General features: G+C 70.5%; 22 protein-coding genes. 14 read left to right on the forward strand and 8 right to left on the reverse strand.

The window, feature by feature from the left end; genetic code table 11:
- Window positions 1-7: 7 nt before the first annotated feature.
- Both AFR_RS20565 and AFR_RS20570 read right to left on the reverse strand, forming a co-directional pair.
- Entirely contained in the window at window positions 8-1,015 is a 1,008-nt protein-coding gene (locus tag AFR_RS20565) for an NAD(P)H-dependent flavin oxidoreductase (protein ID WP_023362723.1), read from the reverse strand.
- Between the two features lie 15 nt (window positions 1,016-1,030).
- Entirely contained in the window at window positions 1,031-2,188 is a 1,158-nt protein-coding gene (locus tag AFR_RS20570; protein WP_023362724.1) for a branched-chain amino acid ABC transporter substrate-binding protein, read from the reverse strand.
- 98 nt (window positions 2,189-2,286) lie between these two features.
- Between AFR_RS20570 and AFR_RS43750 the strand changes: the two genes are divergently transcribed.
- The gene (locus tag AFR_RS43750) at window positions 2,287-4,245 is read left to right on the forward strand and encodes a putative bifunctional diguanylate cyclase/phosphodiesterase (RefSeq protein ID WP_023362725.1); all 1,959 of its coding nucleotides are present in this window, start codon (window positions 2,287-2,289) and stop codon (window positions 4,243-4,245) included.
- Between the two features lie 67 nt (window positions 4,246-4,312).
- Here AFR_RS43750 and AFR_RS20580 read toward each other — a convergent pair whose 3' ends face one another.
- The 3 genes from AFR_RS20580 to AFR_RS20590 form a co-directional block, all read right to left on the reverse strand.
- Complete coding sequence (locus AFR_RS20580) at window positions 4,313-6,412, reverse strand: catalase (RefSeq protein ID WP_023362726.1); 2,100 nt, start codon at window positions 6,410-6,412, stop codon at window positions 4,313-4,315.
- Window positions 6,413-6,489: 77 nt separating this feature from the next.
- Complete coding sequence (locus AFR_RS20585) at window positions 6,490-7,305, reverse strand: alpha/beta fold hydrolase (protein WP_023362727.1); 816 nt, start codon at window positions 7,303-7,305, stop codon at window positions 6,490-6,492.
- Window positions 7,306-7,314: 9 nt separating this feature from the next.
- Window positions 7,315-8,505 carry a GDSL-type esterase/lipase family protein gene (locus AFR_RS20590; RefSeq protein ID WP_023362728.1) on the reverse strand — a complete coding sequence of 397 codons (1,191 nt, stop codon included), beginning with the start codon at window positions 8,503-8,505 and terminating at the stop codon, window positions 7,315-7,317.
- Between the two features lie 241 nt (window positions 8,506-8,746).
- Between AFR_RS20590 and AFR_RS20595 the strand changes: the two genes are divergently transcribed.
- Genes AFR_RS20595 through AFR_RS20605 form a run of 3 tightly spaced genes read left to right on the forward strand, consistent with a single transcriptional unit; the run spans window position 8,747 to window position 11,220 of the window.
- Entirely contained in the window at window positions 8,747-9,733 is a 987-nt protein-coding gene (locus AFR_RS20595; protein WP_023362729.1) for a methionine ABC transporter ATP-binding protein, read from the forward strand.
- Complete coding sequence (locus tag AFR_RS20600) at window positions 9,730-10,386, forward strand: methionine ABC transporter permease (protein WP_041841015.1); 657 nt, start codon at window positions 9,730-9,732, stop codon at window positions 10,384-10,386. Before AFR_RS20595 ends, AFR_RS20600 begins: the two co-directional genes overlap by 4 nt.
- A gap of 15 nt (window positions 10,387-10,401) precedes the next feature.
- Window positions 10,402-11,220 (forward strand): MetQ/NlpA family ABC transporter substrate-binding protein, encoded by an 819-nt coding sequence (locus AFR_RS20605; RefSeq protein ID WP_023362731.1) that lies wholly within the window; start codon window positions 10,402-10,404, stop codon window positions 11,218-11,220.
- Between the two features lie 105 nt (window positions 11,221-11,325).
- Here AFR_RS20605 and AFR_RS20610 read toward each other — a convergent pair whose 3' ends face one another.
- The gene (locus AFR_RS20610) at window positions 11,326-11,790 is read right to left on the reverse strand and encodes a MarR family winged helix-turn-helix transcriptional regulator (protein ID WP_023362732.1); all 465 of its coding nucleotides are present in this window, start codon (window positions 11,788-11,790) and stop codon (window positions 11,326-11,328) included.
- 92 nt (window positions 11,791-11,882) lie between these two features.
- Between AFR_RS20610 and AFR_RS20615 the strand changes: the two genes are divergently transcribed.
- From AFR_RS20615 to AFR_RS20650, 8 genes are all read left to right on the forward strand, one after another.
- Window positions 11,883-12,257 (forward strand): DoxX family protein, encoded by a 375-nt coding sequence (locus AFR_RS20615; RefSeq protein WP_023362733.1) that lies wholly within the window; start codon window positions 11,883-11,885, stop codon window positions 12,255-12,257.
- A gap of 81 nt (window positions 12,258-12,338) precedes the next feature.
- Entirely contained in the window at window positions 12,339-13,964 is a 1,626-nt protein-coding gene (gene pgi, locus AFR_RS20620; protein WP_023362734.1) for a glucose-6-phosphate isomerase, read from the forward strand.
- Window positions 13,965-14,019: 55 nt separating this feature from the next.
- A complete protein-coding gene (locus AFR_RS20625; RefSeq protein WP_023362735.1) occupies window positions 14,020-15,102 on the forward strand; it encodes a winged helix DNA-binding domain-containing protein in 1,083 nt (360 codons plus the stop codon).
- A 168-nt stretch (window positions 15,103-15,270) separates the two neighbouring features.
- A complete protein-coding gene (locus AFR_RS20630) occupies window positions 15,271-16,620 on the forward strand; it encodes a carbohydrate-binding protein (protein WP_041841016.1) in 1,350 nt (449 codons plus the stop codon).
- A gap of 117 nt (window positions 16,621-16,737) precedes the next feature.
- The gene (locus AFR_RS20635) at window positions 16,738-17,334 is read left to right on the forward strand and encodes a LysE family translocator (RefSeq protein WP_023362737.1); all 597 of its coding nucleotides are present in this window, start codon (window positions 16,738-16,740) and stop codon (window positions 17,332-17,334) included.
- Between the two features lie 131 nt (window positions 17,335-17,465).
- Window positions 17,466-18,569, forward strand: a complete 1,104-nt coding sequence (locus AFR_RS20640) for an LLM class flavin-dependent oxidoreductase (protein ID WP_023362738.1) — start codon at window positions 17,466-17,468, stop codon at window positions 18,567-18,569.
- Entirely contained in the window at window positions 18,566-19,180 is a 615-nt protein-coding gene (locus AFR_RS20645) for an FMN reductase (RefSeq protein WP_023362739.1), read from the forward strand. Before AFR_RS20640 ends, AFR_RS20645 begins: the two co-directional genes overlap by 4 nt.
- A gap of 136 nt (window positions 19,181-19,316) precedes the next feature.
- Complete coding sequence (locus tag AFR_RS20650) at window positions 19,317-19,880, forward strand: histidine phosphatase family protein (RefSeq protein WP_023362740.1); 564 nt, start codon at window positions 19,317-19,319, stop codon at window positions 19,878-19,880.
- A 181-nt stretch (window positions 19,881-20,061) separates the two neighbouring features.
- Here AFR_RS20650 and AFR_RS20655 read toward each other — a convergent pair whose 3' ends face one another.
- Entirely contained in the window at window positions 20,062-20,646 is a 585-nt protein-coding gene (locus AFR_RS20655; RefSeq protein ID WP_023362741.1) for a TetR/AcrR family transcriptional regulator, read from the reverse strand.
- A gap of 67 nt (window positions 20,647-20,713) precedes the next feature.
- On the opposite strand from AFR_RS20655, the gene AFR_RS20660 reads away from it, so the two are divergent.
- Together AFR_RS20660 and AFR_RS20665 are read left to right on the forward strand one after the other, a co-directional pair.
- Complete coding sequence (locus AFR_RS20660) at window positions 20,714-21,490, forward strand: oxidoreductase (protein ID WP_023362742.1); 777 nt, start codon at window positions 20,714-20,716, stop codon at window positions 21,488-21,490.
- A 1-nt stretch (window position 21,491) separates the two neighbouring features.
- Entirely contained in the window at window positions 21,492-21,857 is a 366-nt protein-coding gene (locus AFR_RS20665; protein WP_023362743.1) for a VOC family protein, read from the forward strand.
- 75 nt (window positions 21,858-21,932) lie between these two features.
- Here the strand turns inward: AFR_RS20665 and AFR_RS20670 are convergent, their stop codons facing one another.
- Window positions 21,933-23,027 (reverse strand): ROK family transcriptional regulator, encoded by a 1,095-nt coding sequence (locus tag AFR_RS20670; protein WP_023362744.1) that lies wholly within the window; start codon window positions 23,025-23,027, stop codon window positions 21,933-21,935.
- Window positions 23,028-23,068: the final 41 nt, after the last annotated feature.

Raw genomic sequence — 23,068 nt, forward strand, 5'->3', positions numbered from 1 at the left:
GATCCGGTCAGGCGCACAGCCTGTCGAGGAGGTGCGCGGCCGGTCCGGGAGCGGCCGCGGCGAAGGCGGTGCCGGCCCACAGGTTCAGGGCCTCCGCATCGCCGCGCGCCGCGGCCGCCGCACGGATCGGCGCGGTGAGGTGGTGGATCGCCGGATACCCCACGGGTGCGCTCGCGGAGTAGGTGTCGGTGAAGCGGTTGCGCAGCGCGCGGGCGGGCTGGCCGGTGAACGCCCGCGTCACGACGGTCGCCGTGTGGCGGCCGGACAGCATCGCCTCCCGCTGCGGTGCTCGTGTCCCGGCCTCGTCGGCGAGCAGGAACGCCGTACCGGCCTGCACCGCGATCGCGCCCGCGGTGAGCAGGGCCCGGACGTCGGCCGCGGTTCCGGTGCCGCCCGCGGCGACCACCGGCACGCCGGACACGGCGAGGATCTCCGGGAGCAGGCCGGTGGCCACGGACGTGCCCCGGTACTCGCGGGGATCCGTGGTCGCCGCGTGCCCGCCGGCGGTCCCGGCCTGGGCGATCAGCAGGTCCGGCCCGGCGGCCAGGGCCCGGCGCGCCTCGTCCACGCCGGTCACGGTGATCAGCACGGTCGAGCCCGCGTCCCGCAGCGCCCGGACCACACCCCTGTCCGGTACGCCGAAAGTAAAGCTCACCAGTGGCACCGCGGCGGACACGGCGATCTCCACCTTGGCGGCGAAGTGGTCGTCGTCGGCCCCGCGGATCGCCGGCAGCTCGACGCCGTACCGGTCGGCCTCGGGCTGCAGCTCACGCCGGTACCGCTCGATCGGCGCCGGGTCGTCGAGCCGCGGCATCGGCACGAAGATGTTCAGGCCGTACGGGACGCCGGCGGCCCGCAGCGTGCCGACCTCGGCCTCGACCACCTCCGGGGTCTTGTACCCCGCGGCAAGGAATCCAGTGGCACCGGCGTCCGCCGCGGCCCGCACGAGGGCGGTGGTCGACGGCCCGCCGGCCATCGGCGCGACGAGGACCGGCCGGGCGAGATCGGGCAGCATGCCCGTCATTGTCGCTCAGCCGGCCGTGGGCTCCAGCTCGAAGGTGTCACCGGCCGCGCGCAGCAGCAGGAACTTCGGCGTGACGCGGGTGCCGTCGGGGTGGAAGCTCATCGGCCCGGACATCGACGTCATGTCGGTCGTGCTGATCGCCTTGCGGATCGCCTCGTGGTCGAGGCTGCCGGCCCGCTTGATCGCGTCCAGCGCCACGTTCACCGCGTCGTACGCCTCGACCGTCGACGGGCCCGGCGCGGTGCCGTTCGCCGCGCGGTACCGGGCCGACCAGTCCGCCAGTTCGGGCATGAACTCGGGGAAGAGCAACGCGGTCCCGTACACGTCCTTGCTCTGGGCCGGCGTGAGGTTCGCCAGCAGCGGGCCGTCGGTCGCGCCGTCACCGACCGCGATCCGGCCGCGGAAGCCCTCGTCCCGCAGGTCCTTGATCAGCTGGTTCGCCTCGGCGTAGTACCCGGTGAAGTAGACCGTATCGGCCTTCCCGGCGATGACCGACGCCGCGATGCGGGTGTAACTCGGCGCCCCCTGGCTCAGCTCCAGCTCGTCCGTGACGGTGAGGCCGCCGACGCGTTTCGCGGCGGTCACCGTCGACTGGGCGAGGGTGATCGGGAAGCTCGTCCCGTCGTGCACGACCGCCAGCTTCTTGCCACCCAGCTTCTTGAACCAGTCGACGGCGAAGTCCGCCTCGGCGGTGACCGTGCCGCAGACCAGGAAAACGCTGTCGTAGCCCGGGCTGAGCAGATCCGTGGAGTTCGACTGCGCCACGATCATCGGCACCTGCGCGTCCCGGAAGATCTTCAGGGTCGGCACCGTGGCACTGCTGCAATAGCCGCCGACCGACACGGCGATGTCCTTGCCGACCAGCGTCCGGGCGGCGGTGACGGCGGTGCCCGGATCGCAGGCGTCGTCACCGACGACCAGCTCGATCTGCCGGCCCAGCACACCACCGGCCTTGTTGGCCTCGCTGACAGCCAGCTGGGCGGCCTTCACCATGGCCTCGCCGGAGGGACTGCTGCGCCCGGTGAGAGGCACGAGGGTGCCGAGGCGGATGACGTCCGGAGCGGCAGCAGGTGCCGTTGCGGGGTCGTCGGCGCCGCCGCACCCGGCCAGCGCGGCCAGGACGACTGCCACCGCGGCAGAGGAAAGCAAGTGACGGCTGCGCATGCGACCACCTTTCGGGCTCAGTGGTCCCATCGGTCCCCGCGCCTGCCACCTGAGCCCGTTCGGCTTCACCACCGCCTTCCGCTGCCGAAGGTAGGGCTGTGATCAAGCGCATCCGGGGACGCAGTGTGGCGACCACCGCCGCCCTGGCCGGAGTACTGCTCGCGCTGGCCGCGTACGTGATCCAGGGGACCGTGCACACCACCCGGGCGACCGAGCAGCAGAGCCGCGCGCTGGTGGTCGACTCGCTGTTCTCCGAGGCCCGGATCGCGATCGCGATGCAGGAGGTGAACCTGAGGCACTACCAGGTCGAACCGTCGGTCGCCGTCAAACAGCGCTTCGACCAGGTCGTCCGGACCGCGAACGACACCCTCGCGCAGATCGTCGCGGGTGACGACGGCGCGGCGCGGGCCGACGCGCTGCGGCTGCGCGAGGAGCAACTCGCCTATCAGGCCCTCGCCGAGCGGCTGATCGTGCTCATCGCCGACAGCGACCCCGCGCACAGCCAGCTGGACCGGCTCGAGGTCACCCCGGCCTTCTACACGCTTCAGGACGACGTCGACACGGTGGCGCGGGCCTACCACGATGCCGCGCAGCTGCAGGTGGCGGCGCTGCGGCAGACCCAGGTGCGGCTGCTGGTGGGTACCTCGGTGGGCTTCGGGGCCGGGCTCTTCCTGGTCGGGATGATCCTGCGCCTGGTGCTGGGGTACCAGCGCCGGCTGGTCGACCAGGCCACGGAGAGCCGGCACCTGGCCCTGCACGACCCGCTGACCGGCCTGGCCAACCGCACGCTCTTCACCCAGCGCCTCGCCGCCGCCCTCGAGAACGTGGACGACGGGCAGGTCGCCCTGATGGTCGTCGACCTCAACGGCTTCAAGGCCGTCAACGACACGATGGGTCACCACGCCGGCGACCGGGTCTTGATCGAGTCCGGACGACGGCTGACGGCCGGTGTCGGCGCGGACGGTGTGGTCGCCCGGCTCGGCGGTGACGAGTTCGCGGTGCTGCTCCCGCGGGTCAGCGGCATCCCCGCGGCCTCCGCGCTGGCCGAGCACCTGGTCGGCGAGCTGCGCCGGGACTTCGCCCTGGACGACGGCCCGGCGGCGATCAGCGGCAGCCTCGGCATCGCGCTCGGCCCGATGCACGGCGGCGCCGACGAGCTCTTCCGGCACGCCGACGCGGCCATGTACCGCGCGAAGAGCAACGGCGGCGGTGTCGCCGTCTACGACGCCGGCGCGGACGCCGAGATGCCCGACCGCATGCAGCTCTTCGCCGACCTGCGGGCCCTGCTCGACGGTGGAGACCCCCACGGTCAGCTGCGGCTCTACTACCAGCCCCAGGTACGCCTGAGCGACGGCGCCGTGACGTCCGTGGAGGCGCTGGTCCGCTGGCTGCACCCGGAGCGTGGCCTGCTCATGCCGGGCACGTTCCTCCCGATCGCCGAACGTGGCGGTCTCGAGGTCCGCCTGACCTACCACCTGCTCGGTGTGGCTGTCCGCCAGGCCGCGGAGTGGCTGCGTGAGGACCGGCCGCTGAGCGTCTCGGTCAACGTGTCACCGGGCTGCCTGATCGATCCGGGCTTCGTGGCCCGGGTGCTGGCCGCGGCCGGCGAGGCCGGGCTCCCGCCGCACCTGCTGTGCCTGGAACTCACCGAGACCAGCATCATGGCCGACCCGGACCGGGCGGTCCGCGCCCTGCACGAGGTCCGTGAGCACGGCATCAGCGTCTCCGTCGACGACTTCGGCACCGGTTTCAGCTCGCTGTCCCAGCTGCGCCGGGTCCCGGCCGACGAACTGAAGGTCGACCGCACCTTCGTCCGCGATCTGACCGCCGGCACCCCGGACGCGGTCATGGTGCGAAGCGCGATCGAGCTCGGCCACAACCTCGGGCTCTCCGTGGTCGCCGAGGGTGTCGAGGACGAGGAGGCCCTGCTGCGGCTGCGCGAGATGAACTGCGAGTACGCCCAGGGCTACGTCCTGAGCCACCCGGTCCCCGCGGACAAGCTCAGGGACGCCTGCGACCGGGCGCAGGCCGTGGTCACCGCGGTGCTGGTGGCCTGATCTTCCTGGCGGTGCAGGCCGGCTCCCCGGCGGGCGGCGCGGTGACCGCCGCCGGGGAGCCGGTGGGTCAGCTGCTCATGACCAGTTCGGCCCGTTCCCAGGCGCGGTGCAGGCCCAGCGCGGTGGTGAGCTGCTTGCGGTAGGCGGCGGTCATGCCGTCCGCGAGCAGGACGCCGGGTGCTCCGGTGTCGATGCCGGCGGTCCGCAGCGCCTCGGCGCCGTCGCCCCAGGCGCCGATGGCCTTCGCGTGCCGGAAGGCCTCCTGCAGCAGGACGGTCAGCTTGATGTCCTTGAGGTTGCCGGCACCACCGGCGATCAGCAGCGCGTCGAACTCGATCGAGCGTGTGGTCAGGAACGTGCGCTCGATGATCTCCTCACGGGTGCCCTTCCTGAGAGTGCCGCCGATCGGGGAGATCACCCGCAGGACCGCACCCTCCGCCGTCAGAGCCGCACGCAGCTTGGCGATCCCGGCCAGGTCGGCGCCGGGACCGGCGACCACACCGACCACGCGGCCGGCGATGGGGCCCGGCACACCGGTGATCTGCGAGAGCGCCGGGGAAGGCCGGACATCGGTGGCGGGCGTGCCCTGCGGCGCCGGCAGGCCGAGACCGGCGGCCACCTGGGCACACAGGTCGGTGTCGACCTCGGCCAGCACGGTCAGCATCCGTTCCCGGATGGGCTGCTCGTAGACCTTGCCCAGTTCGAAGGTGAACGCCTCGATCAGGTGGACCTTCTCGATCCCGCTCATGCTGGCGTAGAACATGGTCGCCTGCGAGAAGTGGTCGTCGAACGAGACCGGGTTGGCGCGGACCTTGGGCCCCTCGACCAGGCGCGGCACCTGGACGTAGCCGCCCTCGGGCCGCGGACCTTCGGTGCCGGCCAGGGAGTTGGGCAGGTACGGGGCGATCCCGCGGTGCACCACCGCCTGGTGCATGCCGTCCCGGAGATTGTCGTTGACCGGGGCGTGCGGGCGGTTGATCGGCAGCTGCGCGAAGTTCGGGCCGCCGAGCCGGGTCAGCTGCGTGTCGAGGTACGAGAACATGCGCGCCTGCATCAGCGGATCGTTGGTGATCTCGATGCCCGGCACCAGGTGCCCGGTGTGGAAGGCCACCTGCTCCGTCTCGGCGAAGTAGTTGTCCGGGTTGCGGTTCAGCGTGAGCAGTCCCAGGGGCTGCACCGGCGCCAGTTCCTCCGGGACGATCTTCGTCGGGTCGAGCAGGTCGATGCCCTCGAAGGTCTCCTCGTCGCTGTCCGGGAACACCTGGACGCCCAGCTCGTACTCGAAGAAGGCGCCGGCGTCGATGCCGTCCGCGAGGTCACGCCGGTGGAAGTCCGGATCCGTACCGGCAGCCAGCTGTGCCTCCTCCCAGACGAGCGAGTGCACCCCGGCGACCGGCTTCCAGTGGAACTTGACCAGGTGCGTGCCGCCGTCCGCGTCGACGAGGCGGAACGTGTGCACCCCGAAGCCCTCCATCGTGCGGTACGACCGCGGGATGCCCCGGTCGGACATCGCCCACATGACGTGGTGGGTCGCCTCGGTGTGCAGCGAGACGAAGTCCCAGAACGTGTCGTGCGCGGACTGCGCCTGGGGGATCTCCCGGTCCGGATGGGGCTTGCCGGCGTGGATGATGTCGGGGAACTTGATGCCGTCCTGGATGAAGAAGACCGGCATGTTGTTGCCGACCAGGTCGACGTTGCCCTCGTCGGTGTAGAACTTCACCGCGAAGCCGCGCACGTCCCGCACGGTGTCGGCGGAGCCGCGCGAGCCCAGCACGGTCGAGAAACGCACGAAGACCGGCGTCTCCTTGCCCTCCTCGGCCAGGAAACGCGCCTTGGTGACCGAGGCCGCGCTGCCGTACGCCTTGAAGACGCCGTGCGCGGCCGCACCACGGGCGTGCACCACACGCTCCGGGATGCGTTCGTGGTCGAAGTGGGTGATCTTCTCGCGGAGGTGGAAGTCCTCGAGCAGCGACGGTCCGCGTGGCCCGGCCTTGAGCGAGTGGTCGGTGTCGCCGATCCGCAGTCCCTCGGCCGTGGTCAGGAACTCCCCGCTCTGCAGCCCCTGCTCGGGCGCCAGGGCGCCGGCCAGCGGTGTGGTCCCGGCCGGATCCTTCTCCGCCGGTGCCGGGGTGGTGGGCTGCGACTTGCGCGGGCGCTTCACTGCCATGAACGGGGTCCTCGTCTCCAGGTGGGCATGCTCCTCCGGGGTGCCCTGCGCGATACGCCCCAAACGCCAGGAGATGATCAAACCGGCCGGGCCGGCCCACCCACGAAGGCGAGAGCTCTCGCCGCCACCTCGGTGCCGGCGGTGGTCACCGCGTTGTGGGCGGCACCCGGGATCTCCCCGGTCGCACCCCGCGGTGCGAGCAGCCCGGCGTCGCGGGCCCAGCGGGGCGGGACGATCGGGTCGTGCTCGCCGCGCAGCACCAGGACCGGCTGGGTCACGAGCGGCAGCCGCTGCTCGATCCGGTGGCGCACCGACAGCCGCAGGGTGGTGAGCACCCGGCGGATTCCCGCGTCGCGGACGTCGGCCGCGATGAGGGCCGCCTGACGCGGATCCTCGCGGGTCAGATCGAGCAGCCAGCGCCCGGCCTGTCCGGCGGAGGTCGGCGCGTCCGGATCGACGGTCGGCCCGACCAGGACCAGCGCCGCGACCAGGTCGGGCCGCCGGATCGCCAGTTCGACCGCGACCTGGCACCCGAACGAGTTCGCCAGCACGGAGGCCGGGCCGATGCCCTCGGCGTCGAGCCAGGCCGCGATCACCCGGCTGTGGCCGACCACGTCGAGCACCGGCCGCGGTTTGACCGACAGCCCGAAGCCCACCAGGTCGGGGACGTGCACCGGACCGCCTTCCAGGGCCGCCGCGGTCGGCATCAGATAGCGGTGGGACACCGCGAGGCCGTGCAACAGCACCCAGGGGCGGCCGGTGGCCGCCGCCCTCGACCGGACGTGCAGGCGAAGGCCGGCGACCTCGACCCGGCGGCTGACGAAGCCCTGCGCCGGTCGTGGTGCCGCGGCGGCCAGCCGTCGCTGGGACGTGGTCATCAGGGCCGGGGACATGCGCGGGCATTACCCCCGGCTGCTGCCGCCAACCACCTGGGCAGCGAAGGGGCCGCCGGCGGAGAAGGCGAGCCCGGCGAAGCGTTCACCGATGCGGCGGTGGGTCGCGGCGTCCGGGTGGAGGTCGTCGGGCAGGGGCAACTCGTCGGCGTCGGCCGGGCCGTAGAGGCCCAGACCGTCCAGGAAGTGCAGGTTCGGGTCGTCGGTGGCCCGCTCCGCGACGATCCGGGCGAGCTCCGCCCGGATGACCTTCAGGGTCAGCTTGCCGGCCGCGCGTTCGGCCGGATCGCCCGTGGCGCGGAAGTGGAGCTCGCCCCGGCTCATCGCCTCGACGTCCACGGCGGCGGGGCCGGGCGTGTCCTCGTGGATCGGGCACAGGATCGGCGAGACGACCAGCAGGGGAGTGGTGGGCTGCCCCTCCCGGATGGTGTCGAGGAACCCGTGGACCGCCGGCCCGAACGCCCGCAGGCGCATCACGTCCGCGTTCACGATGTTGATGCCGATCTTGAGGCTGATCAGGTCGGCGGGGGTGTCTCGCAGCGCCCGGGCGGTGAACGGGTCGAGCAGGGCGCTGCCGCCCAGGCCGAGGTTGATCAGACTGACGCCGCCCAGCGAGGCGGCGATCGCCGGCCAGGTCGTGCTGGGACTGGCGGCGTTCGAGCCGTGGCTGATCGAGCTGCCGTGGTGCAACCAGACCCGGCCCTGCTCCTGGACGGGCTCCACGGGAGCATCCGTGCGCAACGCGACGAGCTCGGTGGTCTCGTTGTGCGGCAGCCAGATCTCGACCGTCTTGTCCTCGGCGGGCAGATCGGTGAAACGCACGGTGCCCACCGGCCCGGTACGCGACTCGGCCGCCCCGGTGGCCATGTCGATGACCAGGGTGTTGCCGCCGTCCACACTCGCCTGGCCGCTCAGCTTCCCGTCGACGACCAGGTCGTAGACGCCGTCGGGGCGCGGCGGTGCGCCCGCGTAGACGCGTCTGGTGGGCAGGGTGTCCAGCTCGACCGTGGTGGCCCGGGTCCGGAAGGCCAGGCGTACGCCGGAGGGCTGCGACTCGGCCATGAGCAGTTGCGGGTCGGCGCACTGGGCCCGGGCCCGCGCGGGCAGCCGGTGCGGCAGCAGACCGTGTTCGGTCGGTTCCAGTTCGAGGGCGCCACGCACCAGGCCGGCGGTGAGCGGTGTGGTGATCAGGTCAGGCATGGGGAGTTCCTCGTGTAGGGGTCGGTCAGGGCGCGGGCCGGCTGCGGAACGCTAGCTACCTACTGTGCAGCGCCTAATGCATGTAGGCAAGTAACTAAGAAGTGATGGTTGGCACCACGGTGCTCGAGTCAGGCGGAACACCCGGTGACGGTCGTTACAAACGGAAGCACCCGGACGGTGCGGGACGCTAGGTTCGGTCGTCGTAATGCCCATCTGCTTCATAGGATTAGACGGTGCGTTCGTGATTCGGATCGAGGGTCTGCGGAAGACCTATCACTCGCGGGGACGGGACGTCGTCGCCGTCGACGGCGTGGACCTGACCGTCCCGCAGGGCGAGATCTTCGGTGTCCTCGGCCAGAGCGGCGCGGGCAAGAGCACGCTGCTGCGCTGCGTGAACCTCCTCGAGCGGCCCGACGCCGGCACGGTGGTCGTCGACGGCGTCGACCTCACCGCTCTGCGCGAGAAGCAGCTGCGGGCGGCCCGGCGCCGCGTGGGCATGGTGCACCAGCACTTCGCCCTGCTCGCCTCGCGGACAGCCGCCGGCAACGTCGCCTTCCCCCTCGAGGTGACCGGCATGTCGCGGGCCGACCGGGCGCGCCGGGTGGCGGAGCTGCTCGACCTCGTCGGCCTGGGTGACCGCGCCTCGGCGTACCCCGCGCAGCTGTCCGGAGGGCAGAAGCAGCGGGTCGGCATCGCCCGCGCCCTCGCCGCCGGTCCGCAGGTGCTGCTCTCCGACGAGGCGACGTCCGCGCTCGACCCGGAGACGACCCGCTCGATCCTGGACCTGCTGCTCGACCTCAACCGCCGCCTGGGCCTGACGATCCTGCTGATCACCCACGAGATGGACGTGGTCAAGCGCGTCTGCCACTCCGCCGCGGTCATGCGCGACGGGCGGTTCGTCGAGTCCGGGCAGGTCGCCGAGCTGCTGCGCCGCCCGGACTCCGAGCTGGCCCGGGGACTGTTCCCGTTGCCACCGGCGGAGCCCCGGCCGGGGGAGACCGTCGTCGACGTCACCCTGAGCGGTGACACCGCCGACGAGCCGATCCTGGCCGGTCTCGCCCGGCGCTTCGACCTCGATGTCCGGATCCTGAACGGCGCCGTGGAGACCCTGGCCGCGACCCGCGCGGGCAGACTGCGCCTGGCTCTGCCCGGCAGCGCGGCCGAGACCGCGCCGGCCCTGGCCCACCTGCGGGAACGCGGCGTCCTGGTCACGGAGGCGGGCCGATGACCTTCTCCGAACTCAGCGACCTGATCGGGGTGGGCCTGCAGGAGACCGCGTGGATGGTCGGCGTCTCCACGCTGCTCACCGCGGTCGGCGGCCTGCTGCTCGGCATCCTGCTCGTGCTCACCGACCGTGGTGGGCTGCTGTCCGCGCCGCCGGTCAACGCACTGCTCGGCCTGATCGTGAACGTCGGCCGCTCGCTGCCATTCATCATCCTGCTGGTCGCGGTCATCCCGTTCACCCGCGCGGTCGTCGGCACGACCATCGGCACCACGGCGGCGATCGTGCCGCTGACCATCGGCGCCATCCCGTTCTACGCCCGGATCGTCGAGACCGCTCTCCGCGAGGTACCGCCGGACGTCGTCTCCGCTGCGGTCGCCATGGGCGCCTCCCGCCGCCAGATCATCGGCAAGGTCCTGCTGCGCGAGGCCCGTCCCGGTCTCGTGGCGGGTCTCACCATCACGGTCATCGCGCTCGTCGGCTACTCCGCGATGGCCGGGGTGGTCGGTGGCGGCGGCCTCGGTGATCTGGCGATCCGGTACGGCTACCAGCGCTTCGAGACCGACGTGATGATCGCGACCGTGGTGGTCCTGATCGTCTTCGTGCAACTGATCCAGACGCTGGGCGACGTCCTCGTCCGGCGGCTGTCCCACCGATAGAAAGGCACACCCCACATGCGCCACCGTTCGTTCGCCGCCTCCCTCGCCGCCGCCGGGCTCGTCCTCAGCCTGGCTGCGTGCGGAGGCTCCGACTCAGGCTCCGCCGCCGACGACACCCTCAAGGTTGGCGTCAGCCCGGTGCCGCACGCCGAGATCCTGAACTACGTCAAGGACAACCTGGCCGCCGCCGAGGGCCTGAAGCTGGAAGTGGTCGAGTTCAACGACTACATCCAGCCGAACGTGGCCCTGAGCGAGAAGCAGATCGGCGCGAACTACTTCCAGCACATCCCGTACCTGGACGAGGAGGTCGCGGCCAAGGGGTACAAGTTCACGGCCCTGAAGCCCGTCCACATCGAACCGCTCGGCCTCTACTCCAAGAAGGTCAAGACCCTGGCCGAGGTGCCCGCCGGTGGTGTCGTGGCCCTGCCCAACGACCCGTCCAACTCGGGCCGTGCCCTGAACCTGCTGGCGAAGAACGGCCTGATCACGCTCAAGGACGGTGTGGGCGTCAAGGCGACCGAGAAGGACATCGCCACCAACCCGAAGAACCTGTCCTTCAAGTCACTCGAGGCGGCCCAGCTGCCGCGCAGCCTCGAGGACACCGCGGTCTCGGTGATCAACGGCAACTACGCGATCCAGACGGGCCTCCAGCCGGCCAAGGACGCCCTTGCCCTCGAGGACGGTCAGGACAACCCGTACGCCAACCTGCTCGTGGTGCGTACGGGCGACGAGAACGACCCGCGCGTCGTCAAGCTGGAGAAGCTGCTGCACTCCGCCGAGGTCAAGAAGTTCATCGCCGACAAGTACCAGGGGTCGGTGCTCGCGGCGTTCTGACGACCCGGGCGGCGCCGGGACGGCCGGGCCGTTTCTGCTGGAGGCCGGCGGCCCCTGATCAGGGGTCGCCGGTGGTGCTTGTGGGGTCGCCGTGGTGCGTACCGGTCAGCAGGTGCCGTTGATGTTGCGCAGGAGGCGGTCGCTGATCTCGCCGAGCTGGCGCAGCTGTGCCGGAGTCAGAGCGTCGATGACCAGGCGGCGGACGTCCTCGACGTGGCCCGGGGCGGTGGCGACGAGCTTGGCGCGACCGTCCTCGGTGAGGATCGCGTTGGTGTAGCGGCCGTCGGACGGGTCGAGCTCGCGGCGGACCCACCCGCGGCGCTCGAGGCGCTTGATCAGGTGGGACATGCGGGACAGCGAGCCGCGCGCGAAACCGGCGAGGGTGCTGATGCGCATGGTGCCGCCGGGGGCGTCGGAGAGGGCGGCGAGGACGCCGTATTCGAACTGCGTCATGCCGGCCCTGCTCTGCATCTCGCCGTCGAGTTCGGCGGGCAGGACCACGAGCAGGGCGGACAGGCGCATCCAGGCCTGCAGCTGCTGCTCGTCGAGCCATCGTCCCTCGTTGCTCACGCGCCGATCATACCGTCACATCCGGTTGACCGTTCAAGTTGAAGCGTCTACCTTCTCGGTAGAACGTTCAACTCATTCGAAGGGTCATCCCCATGAACATCGCTCTGTGGATCGTCGCCGGCCTGCTCGCCGTCGCGTTCCTCTTCTCCGGCGGCATGAAGGTCGTCCGGAAGCGGGAAGACCTGCTCAAGGCCGGTATGGGCTTCGTCGAGGACTTCCCGCTGGGTGCTGTGCGCGCCATCGGAGCCCTGGAGGTGCTCGCCGCGATCGGCCTGATCCTGCCGGCCGTGCTCGACATCGCCACGGTCCTCGTCCCGCTGGCGGCCACCGGCCTGGCCCTGATGATGGTCGGCGCGATCATCGTCCACATCCGCCGCGGCGAGACCAAGGCCCTCGCACCCAACATCGTCCTGTTGCTCCTGGCCGTCTTCGTGGCCTGGGGCCGCTTCGGACCGTACGCGTTCTAAACAGGGGGTAGTTCGCGGCGGGCTGGTTCGATCCGTGCCACGATGAACGCGAAGGTTCAGGTCCAGGCGGGAGTCAAGGCAATGAGCGAACACGTTTCCGACAGCGCCGAGTGGCAGGCAGTGCAGGGGCACGCCGAGAAGTTCTCGAGCGTGCACCTGCGCGAGCTGTTCGACAGCGATCCACGGCGCGGCGAGCGGCTCACCGCCCAGGTGGCGGATCTCTACGTGGACTACAGCAAGAACCTGGTGACCGACGAGGTCCTCGCCGCACTGATCGCCCTCGCCGAGAAGGCGAAGCTGCGCGAGCGCATCGAGGCCATGTTCACCGGCGAACACATCAACGTCACCGAGGACCGCGCCGTGCTGCACACCGCGCTGCGCCTGCCGCGGGGTGCCGAGCTGGTCGTCGACGGTCAGGACGTCGCCCACGACGTGCACGAGGTCCTCGACCGGATGGGCGCCTTCACCGACCGCGTCCGGTCCGGCGAGTGGGTCGGCGCCACCGGCGAGCGGATCAAGACCGTGGTCAACATCGGCATCGGCGGGTCCGACCTCGGACCGGTCATGGCGTACGAGGCGCTCAAGGCCGACGCGAGCATCGAGTGCCGGTTCATCTCCAACATCGACCCGACGGACCTCTATCAGAAGACCCACGACCTGGACCCCGCGTCCACGCTGTTCGTGATCGTCTCGAAGACGTTCGGCACCCAGGAGACGCTGACCAACGCGACCGAGGCGCGCAACTGGCTGCTGGCCGGTCTCGGCGGCGACCAGTCCGCCGTGGCCAAGCACTTCGTCGCCGTCAGCACCAACGCGCAGCGGGTCGCCGACTTCGGCATCGACACCGAGAACATGTTCGGCTTCTGGGACTGGGTCGGCGGGCGCTACTCGCTGCCGTCCGCGGTCGGCCTGTCGGTGATGCTGGCCATCGGCAAGGAGAAGTTCGGCGAGCTGCTCGCCGGATATCACGTCGTCGACGAGCACTTCCGCACCACGCCGCTCGAGCAGAACGTCCCGGCGCTGCTGGGCCTGCTGAACGTCTGGTACGACACGTTCCTCGGTGCACAGTCGCACGCGGTCCTGCCGTACTCGCAGTACCTGCACCGCTTCGCCGCGTACCTCCAGCAGCTCACCATGGAGAGCAACGGCAAGCACGTCCGCCTCGACGGCGCCGCGGTGGACTACCAGACCGGCGAGGTCTTCTGGGGCGAGCCCGGCACGAACGGCCAGCACGCGTTCTACCAGCTGATCCACCAGGGTACGAAGCTCATCCCGGCGGACTTCATCGGCTTCAGCGTGCCCAACCACGACACCGGCGAGATGCACGACCTCTTCATGTCGAACTTCTTCGCCCAGACCGGCGCGCTCGCGTTCGGCCGCACGGCGGAGGAGGTCGCCGCCGAGGGTGTGCCGGCCCAGATCGTCCCGCACAAGGTGATGCCGGGCAACCACCCGACCACCACCATCCTGGCGGAGAAGCTCACCCCGGGCGTACTCGGCCAGCTCATCGCCCTGTACGAGCACATCACCTTCACCCAGGGCACGATCTGGGAGATCAACTCGTTCGACCAGTGGGGCGTGGAGCTCGGCAAGGTCATGGCCAACCAGCTGGCGCCGCTGCTCACCGCACCGTCAGCTCCCGCTTCGTCGGTCGACTCGTCGACCGACGCGTTGATCGCCCGGTACCGGGCCCAGCGCGGACGCTGATCGTCCTGATGCCGCACCACCGATTTTTGTCGGTGGTGCGGCATAGGCTGCGGCCGTGGAACTGACGACCTCGCAGGCCCTCGCCCTCCGGATGCGCAGCCTCCTCCTGACCGGCGACGGCCCCGGCACGGTGTCCGGCGTCGTGGAGTGGTTCGGCGCGATGCAGGCCCAGGACATGGCCAGCGGCCTCTGGTCCCTGGGGGCGCGGCTGCCTGCGTTCACGGTCTCCGACGTGAACGAGGCCCTGGAGCGCCGCGAGGCCATCCGCACCTGGCCGATGCGCGGCACCGTTCACCTGGTCCCGCCCGCTGACGCCCACTGGATGCTCGAGCTGATGGGCGCCCGGGCCCTGGCCGGCGTGGCCAAGCGCCGCGAGACCATCGGCCTGACCGAGGAGATGGCCGAACGCGGCGTCGAAATCCTCGGCACAGCCCTCAAAGGCAAAAGACTGACGCGAGCCGAATGCCTGACCACCCTGGCCGACGCGGGCATCCCGCCCGGCGGCCAGCTCGGCTACCACCTCCTCTGGTACGCCAGCCAGAAAGGCGTCACCTGCATCGCCCCGCACGTCGGCAAGGAGCAGACGTTCGTGCTGCTCGACGAGTGGGCGCCCCACCCCAACCGCCCGTCCCGCCCGGAGGCGCTGGGCATCATCGCGACCCGCTTCTTCCGCAGCCACGGCCCGGCAACCCGCGCCGACCTGGCCCGCTGGACCGGCCTGACGATGACCGACGTCAAGGCCGGCGTGGCCGAGGCCGGTGACGCCCTGACAACAGTGACAGTCGACGGCACCGAAATGATCGCCGACCCCTCGGCGCTGGACGCGGGCACCGTGCCGGAATGGGCGGCGTTGCCGGGCTTCGACGAATACATGCTGGGCTACAAGGACCGCACGATGATGCTCGACGAAGCCCACTTCCAGGCGGTGGTCCCCGGCGGCAACGGCATCTTCCAATCCACGATCGTCCGAAGTGGGCGGGTGGTCGCCACATGGAAGCGAACGCTGGGCAAGAAGGCGGTGGTGATCGACGTGTTTCCGCTGGTGGGGTTGAAGCCGGCGGAACGCAAGCAGGTGGAGGCGGCGCTGCAGCCGTACGCGAGGTTCGTGGAGCTGCCGGCTCAGGTCCGCTGGCCCTGATCGAAGCCTCCACCGGCCGTCTTGGCAGCCTTCCCCGTCCCGCATGCGGTCTGTCCATGTCCGTCGCATGAGGCCCACCAGAGATCTGTTAACAACCCTTGATATTTGGGTGAACGGACGTGAGGATGTGGGGGACCGAGGCGGTCATCGATGCGTCAGGGAGCGGCCATGAGAAGACGTCGTACCGTATTCGCGCTGATAGCGGGCGCTGCGATGACCGTGGCCACGGCCGTCGTGTTCGTTCCGAACAGCATGGCCGCCGTGCAGTCCGCCGCGGTCGTCTGCTCGGCTCCGGCTTGGGCCGAGGGCAACACCTACACCGCGGGCACCCAGGTGACCTACGGCGGCAAGCTCTACTCAGCACTCGTCACTCATACGGCGTACGCAGGTGCCGGTTGGAATCCCGCCGCGACCCCGTCGCTCTGGCGTGATCTGGGCGCCTGCACCGGAAACCCGCCGACGACGCCTCCGCCGACCACCCCGCCGCCCACGACACCCCCGCCCACCACACCTCCGCCGACGACCCCGCCGCCCACGACCACGCCTCCACCCACTGGTGGGAACACCTGCGCCGTCAAGTCGCGGCCCGCGGGCAAGGTCCTCGTCGGGTACTGGGAGAACTGGGACGGCTCCAGCAATGGTGTTCACCCCGGCTTCGGCTGGGTGCCGATCAACGACAGCCGGTTGAAGCAGCACGGGTACAACGTCATCAACGCGGCGTTCCCGGTGATCCGTTCTGATGGGACGGTGCTGTGGGAGAACGGCATGGACGCGACCGTCAAGGTCTCCACGCCGGCCGAGATGTGCTCCGCCAAGGCGAACGGTGCCACCCTGCTGATGTCCATCGGCGGTGCGGCGGCCGGCATCGACCTCAGCTCCAGCACGGTGGCTGATCGTTTCGTGGCGACGATCGTGCCGATCCTCAAGCAGTACAACTTCGACGGCATCGACATCGACATCGAGACCGGCCTGACGGGCAGCGGCAACATCAACACCCTGTCGGCGTCGCAGTCCAACCTGATGCGGATCATCGACGGTGTCCTCGCGCAGATGCCGTCGAACTTCGGCCTCACGATGGCGCCCGAAACCGCGTACGTCACCGGCGGCAGCGTCACCTACGGTTCCATCTGGGGTTCCTACCTGCCGATCATCAAGAAGTACGCGGACAACGGCCGCCTCTGGTGGCTGAACATGCAGTACTACAACGGCAGCATGTACGGCTGCTCCGGCGACTCGTACCCGGCCGGCGGCGTCCAGGGCTTCGTCGCCCAGACGACCTGCCTCAACAACGGCCTCGTCATCCAGGGCACGACAATCCGAGTCCCGTACGACAAGCAGGTCCCGGGCCTGCCCGCCCAGCCCGGCGCCGGCGGCGGTTACATGGCACCGAACCTGGTGTCGCAGTCGTGGAACAGCTTCAACGGCAGCCTGAAGGGCCTGATGACCTGGTCGGCCAACTGGGACGGCTCCCGCAGCTGGACCTTCGGCGACAACGTCAAGAGCCTCCAAGGCCGCTGACCCCACCGAAGCCACGGCCCGCCCGCCCTGTCCCTGGGCGCGGCGGGCCGTCTTCGTTCCAGCGCCAGGTCCGAAACCCGCCAGCGTCACACCCCCGCGCGGGATTAGCGTCGGCGGATGTACTGGTCATTTCTGATCTTTGCGCTCGTCGTCGTGCTGATCCCCGGCCCGGACTTCGCCGTTGTCACCGCCAACACCCTCACCGGCGGTCGCCGCCGTGGCATGTGGAGCGCTGCGGGAGTGGCGACCTCGAACGCGCTGCAGGGCACAGCGGCCGCCGCTGGCCTGGGCGCCCTAATCGTCCAGGCTCAGCCCGTGCTGCACGCGATTAAGTGGGCCGGCATCGCGTACCTCGTGTACCTCGGCGTCCGCGCGATCAGCTCCGCGATCCGTGGCCGCTATGACGAGGGCGTGGCCAGGGGCGGCGCGCACGGTTGGCGGCAAGGCTTCCTCTCCAACATCACCAACCCCAAGGTCCTGATGTTCTACCTGGCCGTTCTCCCGCAGTTCCTCGCGCCGGGCGCCGGCACGCCGACGCTTCTTCTGTACGCCTTCAGTCACGCAATCCTGTCGCTGGCGTACCTGCTGCTCCTGGCGGCATTCCTCCACCGCGTCCGCGGGGTGCTCAACCGCCGTCCGGTCCGCCGCGCCCTCGACGCCATCACCGGTGTAACCCTGCTCGGTTTCGGCGCCCGCCTGGCCACCGAGCGCTGAGTCGGCCGGACGACGACTGTGACCTGCACCGCAGCGGAAGTCTTTTGAATTTGAAATAGTTCTGTGGTCAGCGCGGTTGTGCTGGTCAGATCGGGACGAGACAGTCCCGGCCCAGAGCTCAGGAGCCGGTCATGCAGTTCGGGATCTTCACCGTCGGCGACGTCACGCCCGACCCCACGAACGGGCGAAAGCCGACCGAGCACGAGCGGATCAAGGCGATGGTCGCCGTCGCGAAGAAGGCGGAAGAGGTCGGGCTCGACGTCTTTGCGCTGGGTGAGCACCACAACGAGCCCTTCGTGCCGTCCTCGCCGACGACGATGCTGGGGTACATCGCCGCGCAGACGGAGAAGTTGCTGCTGTCGACGTCCACGACGCTGATCACGACCAACGACCCGGTCAAGATCGCCGAGGACTACGCGATGTTGCAGCACCTCGCGGACGGGCGGGTCGACCTGATGATGGGCCGGGGCAACACCGGTCCGGTGTACCCGTGGTTCGGCAAGGACATCCGCGCCGGGATCCCGCTCGCGATCGAGAACTACGCGCTGCTGCACCGGTTGTGGCGCGAGCACACCGTCGACTGGAAGGGCAAGTACCGCACGCCGCTGCAGTCGTTCACCTCGACGCCGCGACCGCTCGACGAGATCCCGCCGTTCGTCTGGCACGGGTCGATCCGGAGCCCGGAGATCGCCGAGCAGGCCGCGTTCTACGGTGACGGGTTCTTCGCCAACCACATCTTCTGGCCGGCGTCGCACACCCAGCGGATGGTCGCGCTCTACCGCGAGCGGTACGCCCACTACGGGCACGGCAGCGCCGACCAAGCCATCGTCGGACTCGGCGGCCAGGTCTTCATGCGGAAGAACAGCCAGGACGCGGTCAAGGAGTTCCGCCCGTACTTCGACAACGCCCCCGTCTACGGTCACGGACCGACGATGGAGGACTTCACGCGCGAGACACCGCTGACCGTCGGCAGCCCGCAGCAGGTCATCGAGCGCACGCTCGGCTTCCGGGACTACGTCGGCGACTACCAGCGTCAGCTGTTCCTGCTGGACCACGCCGGCCTGCCGCTGAAGACCGTGCTGGAGCAGCTCGACCTGCTCGGCGAGGAGGTCGTCCCGGTGCTCCGCAAGGAGTTCGCGGCGCTCAAGCCGGCCCACGTGCCGGAGGCGCCGACCCACGCCTCGCTGCTCGCCGCCGCCCAGGACCAGGACCTCAAGGAGAAGGTGCAGGCATGAAACAGCGCACTCTCGTCGTCGTCTCGGCGGGACTGAGCCAGCCGTCGTCCACCCGCCTGCTCGCGGACCGCTTGTCCGCGGCGGCGGTGGACGCGGCCGCCGGCCTCGGCGTGCAGCTCACCGTCGAGGTGATCGAACTGCGCGACCTCGCCCACGACCTGATGAACCACCTGCTCACAGGCTTCCCGCCCGGCCCGCTCGGACGCGCGCTGGACGCGGTCGAGGCGGCCGACGCCCTGATCGCGGTGACGCCGATCTTCAACGCCTCGTACAGCGGTCTGTTCAAGTCGTTCTTCGACGTCGTGGGCAAGGACATGCTGACCGACAAGCCGGTGCTGATCGCGGCCACCGGCGGCACGTCCCGGCACTCGCTCGCGCTGGACCACGCCCTGCGCCCGATGTTCGCGTACCTGCAGGCGGTCACCGTGCCGACCTCGGTCTTCGCGGCCACCGACGACTGGGCCGGCGACGAGTCCGAGGGCCAGCTCCGCGGCCGGGTCAACCGCGCCGCCGCCGAACTCGCCCGCGAACTCGACCGCCGCGACCCCGCCACCGTCACCGACCCCTTCGCCCTCACCACGTCGTTCGAGGACCTCCTGGCCGGAAACTGAAAGATCACATTCAGCATGTCGTAGCCGGGTGGTGGGTACAGACCGTCGCTCCCGCCGATTGCCGGGTTCGTGCACGGATAAACCCGGTGCCCGGCCCGGCGACGCGGTAGAACTACAGGAACCGACAGGGGGCGTCATGGCGGAGATCGTGCTCATCCGGCACGGGCAGACCGAGTGGAGTGCAAACGGGCGGCACACCTCGTACACGGACCTGGATCTGACCGAGGAGGGCGTGGCGCAGGCGCGCCTCGCGGGGGAGAGGCTGACCGGCCGGAAGTTCGCGGCGGTGATCTCGAGCCCGCGCCATCGGGCGCTGCGCACCGCCGAGCTCGCCGGTCTCACCGTCACCGAGACCACCGAGGACCTCGCCGAGTGGAACTACGGCGACTACGAGGGTGTCACCAGCGCCACCATCCACGAGACCCGTCCGAGCTGGTCCCTGTGGACGGACGGTGCCCCGGGCGGCGAGACCCCGGAAGAGGTCGGCGCCCGCCTGGACCGCGTCCTGGCCCACGCCCGCACCTTCCTCGACACCGGCGACGTCGCCCTGATCGCCCACGGCCACTCGCTGCGCGTGGCCGGCGCCCGCTGGATCGGGCTGCCCGCGAGCGGCGGCGGCCTGCTGAAACTCGGCACGGCGACCCTGTCCACGCTGGGCTTCGAACGCGGCAACCAGGTCATCGACACCTGGAACGGCTGACCCCAACGGCCGACCGCGGCGGCCGGCCTTGGAGGCTTGCCGCGGCGGTCGGACGCGACGGCTGACTCCAGCGGCTGGGCCCCGAAGGTTCGGTGCGACGGCTGGCGGCGGCGGCCGGCCCCCGAAGGCTCCGTGCGACGGCCAGCCCTAGAAGCTCCGTGCGACGGCCGGCCCTGGAAGCTCAGTGCGACGGCCGGCCGTGGCGGAGGCCGTCGAAGAGGATGGCGGTGATCTGGCGGGCCTCGTCCAGCCAGCCGTCGATGGCGCGCATCTCGCAGATGCCGCCCATGGCCCGCAGAAGCGTGCGGCCGCCGATGTCGGACCTCACCGTCGTCGCGGCCGCGCCCGCGGCGAGCAGCTGATCGAGCGATTCGGCCATGCGTGTGCGCGCGTCGTCGAAGATCGGCGAGTCCGTGGTCATGATGCTCTCCAGGGCCTCGGACATGCCTTTGCCGATGGCGGCATGGTCGACCAGCAGCAGCAGGAAGCGCCGCAGGGCTTCCTCCGGGGCATGCCGGCTGAGGAGCTCCGCCGGGGCGGCGCACAGTTCGTCGACCTCTTGGCGGTACACCGCTTCGACGAGGGCTTCGCGGGTGTCGAAGTGACGGTAGAGCGTGCCGACCGAGACGCCGGCCTGCCGCGCGATGTCTTCCACCCCGGTCTCGGTCTCACCCAGGAACATCTCGCGTGCGGTGGTCAGCAGCGCCTCGCGGTTGCGGCGGGCGTCGGCGCGGAGCGGACGTGAGGTAGGCACCAGCATCTCCATATAGTGAACCGGACTCCGTTTGTGTTAGCTTTCCGGAGTCCGGTTCAGTTTAGTGCAGAGGTGTCCCATGACAAATTCCGATGACGGTCTCAGCGGTCTCCGCGTGCTGGTCACCGGTGGCAGCCGCGGCCTGGGTGCGGCGACCGTCCGCCGGTTCGCCGCGTCCGGTGCGACGGTGCTGACCACTTCACGGGGGAAACCCCCGGCCGACCTGCCCGCCGTCCATCTCCGCGCCGACCTCGCCACCGAGGAGGGTGTGGCCTCCTTCGGCCGCCAGGTGATCGACCGCTTCGGCGGCGTCGACGTGCTCGTCAACAACGCAGCCGCCGCGAGCGCGCCCGCACCCACCCTGCAACGCTCGGACGAGTCGTGGCTCGCCGACCTGCAGATGAACCTGCTCAGCGCCGTCCGCCTCGACCGGGCATTGGTCCCCGGCATGGTCGACCAGGGGTCCGGCGTTGTCGTGCACGTCTCGTCGATCGCCAGCCGGTTGCCGCAGCGCACCGAGGCGTCGTACGCGGCAGCCAAGGCGGCCCTCAACACCTACAGCCGAGAGCTCGCCCTGGAGGTGGGCGGGCACGGCGTCCGGGTGCTCTGCGTCCTGCCGGGCTTTGTCGTCACGGAGGGCGCCACCGAGCACCTGACGCGGATGGCCGAGGCGCAGGGCATCGGCTTCGACGAGGTCGAACAGCAGATCGTCGACCACCTGAACGTACCGATGGGCCGGCCCGGTGACCCCGAGGACGTCGCCGAGATGATCGCCTTCCTGGCGTCCCGCCGCGCGAAGTGGCTCACCGGCGCGCAGTTCCGCGTCGACGGCGGCATCCTGCCGGCGGTGGCCTGACATGGCTCTTGATCTCGCCGCCATCAACATCGACGCGGCCGACCCGGACGCCGAGAGCACGTTCTGGCACCGCTTCCTCGGCGGCTCGATCACCAGGACCGACAACCACCACTTCCTGCGCGTCGACGGCTTCCCCGCCCTCGTGATCCAGCGGGCCCCGGGCCACGTCGCCCCGGCCTGGCCCCAGAACGGCACCCAGCAGATGCACGTCGACCTGACCACGGACGACCTCGCCTCCGCCGACCGGGCCGCCCTCGAAGCCGGCGCGCGCCGCCTGCAGCCCGTCGACGACGCCGACCTCGCGCACCGAGGTAGTCGCATTTACGCCAGCCCCGCCGGACACCCGTTCTGTCTCCGGGCCGTCTGACGCTGCGTGCACCGACGATGAGCCGCGGCCGTCGGATGGCCAGGCTTGCGCCGAGGAACGCCCATGGCTGGGGATTCAGAGCGGGGCGAGGCCGGGGATGCCGTAGCGGAGGTCGAGGACCTGCATGGCGGCGCCGGCGGCGATGACGTCGGCGCCGAGGCTGGAGAGGGTCACGTCGGCGGATTGCCAGTCGGCGCGGGGGACCTCGGTGGAGACCGCCTGCCGGACCGCCTCGTGGTACGTGGTCGCGTGCTGGAGCAGGTCGGCACCGGCCAGGACCACGTGGGCCACGTCGAGGGTCTGCAGGAGGTTGACGACGCCGATCGCCAGGACCCGGGCCGCCCGGGTGATGTCGCCCGCTTCCGCCGCCCGGTCGTGGACCGCTTCGAGGCAGCCGCGCCGGCCGCACACGCAGGGCGGGCCGTCGAGGGCGACAACCGTATGGCCGAACTCGCCGGCGTTGGTGTGGGCGCCGCGGTGGGCTGTCCCGCCGAGCCAGAGGCCCGCGCCGACGCCGGATTCGACCATGATGAGGGCGGCGTCGCGGAACTGCGGGCCGTGCCGCCACGCTTCCGCGGTGACCCCGGCCGTCACGTCCTTGTCCAGGTGGACGGGCAGGTCCAGGGCCTCCTCGGCCAGGGCCCGCAGCGGTACGTCGTGCCAGTGGCGCAGCCGGTGGGCGTCGCGGACCGTGCCCTGGGCGTGGTCGAGGGGGCCGATCATGCCGAGGCCGACCCCGGTCAGGCGGTCGCCGGGCCGGAAGGCGGCGGTGATGGTCTTGACGCCGATCGCCAGCTCGTCGAGCAGCTGCGCGGGCGTGAAGTCGTCCGGCAGGGGAGTCACGGCCGAGTGGTGCACTGTGCCGGCGAGGTCGGTCAGGACCAGGCGCAACGTACGACGGGCGACGTGGGCGCCGATCGCGAACCGGCTCGCCGGCACCAGTTCGTAGACGCCGGCGGGTTTGCCGATGGCCGCGCGGCGTACGCCCGCGGGGGCGATCAGGCCGTCGTCGACGAGCCGGCCCAGCACCTTGGAGACGGCCTGCGGGGTGAGGCCGGTGGCGTCGGCGACGGTCGCGCGTTCGAAGGTGGGCATCGACCGGGCGACGGCCATGACCAGGGCCTCGTTGTAGCCGCGCAGGAAGCTTTGGTCGGCCGCGGAGCGATGCATCTCACCATCCTATTACGCAACGGCGTTGCTAAAGTCTTCCC

This window comes from Amorphoplanes friuliensis DSM 7358 (genome assembly GCF_000494755.1).
Taxonomy (GTDB): Bacteria; Actinomycetota; Actinomycetes; order Mycobacteriales; family Micromonosporaceae; genus Actinoplanes; species Actinoplanes friuliensis.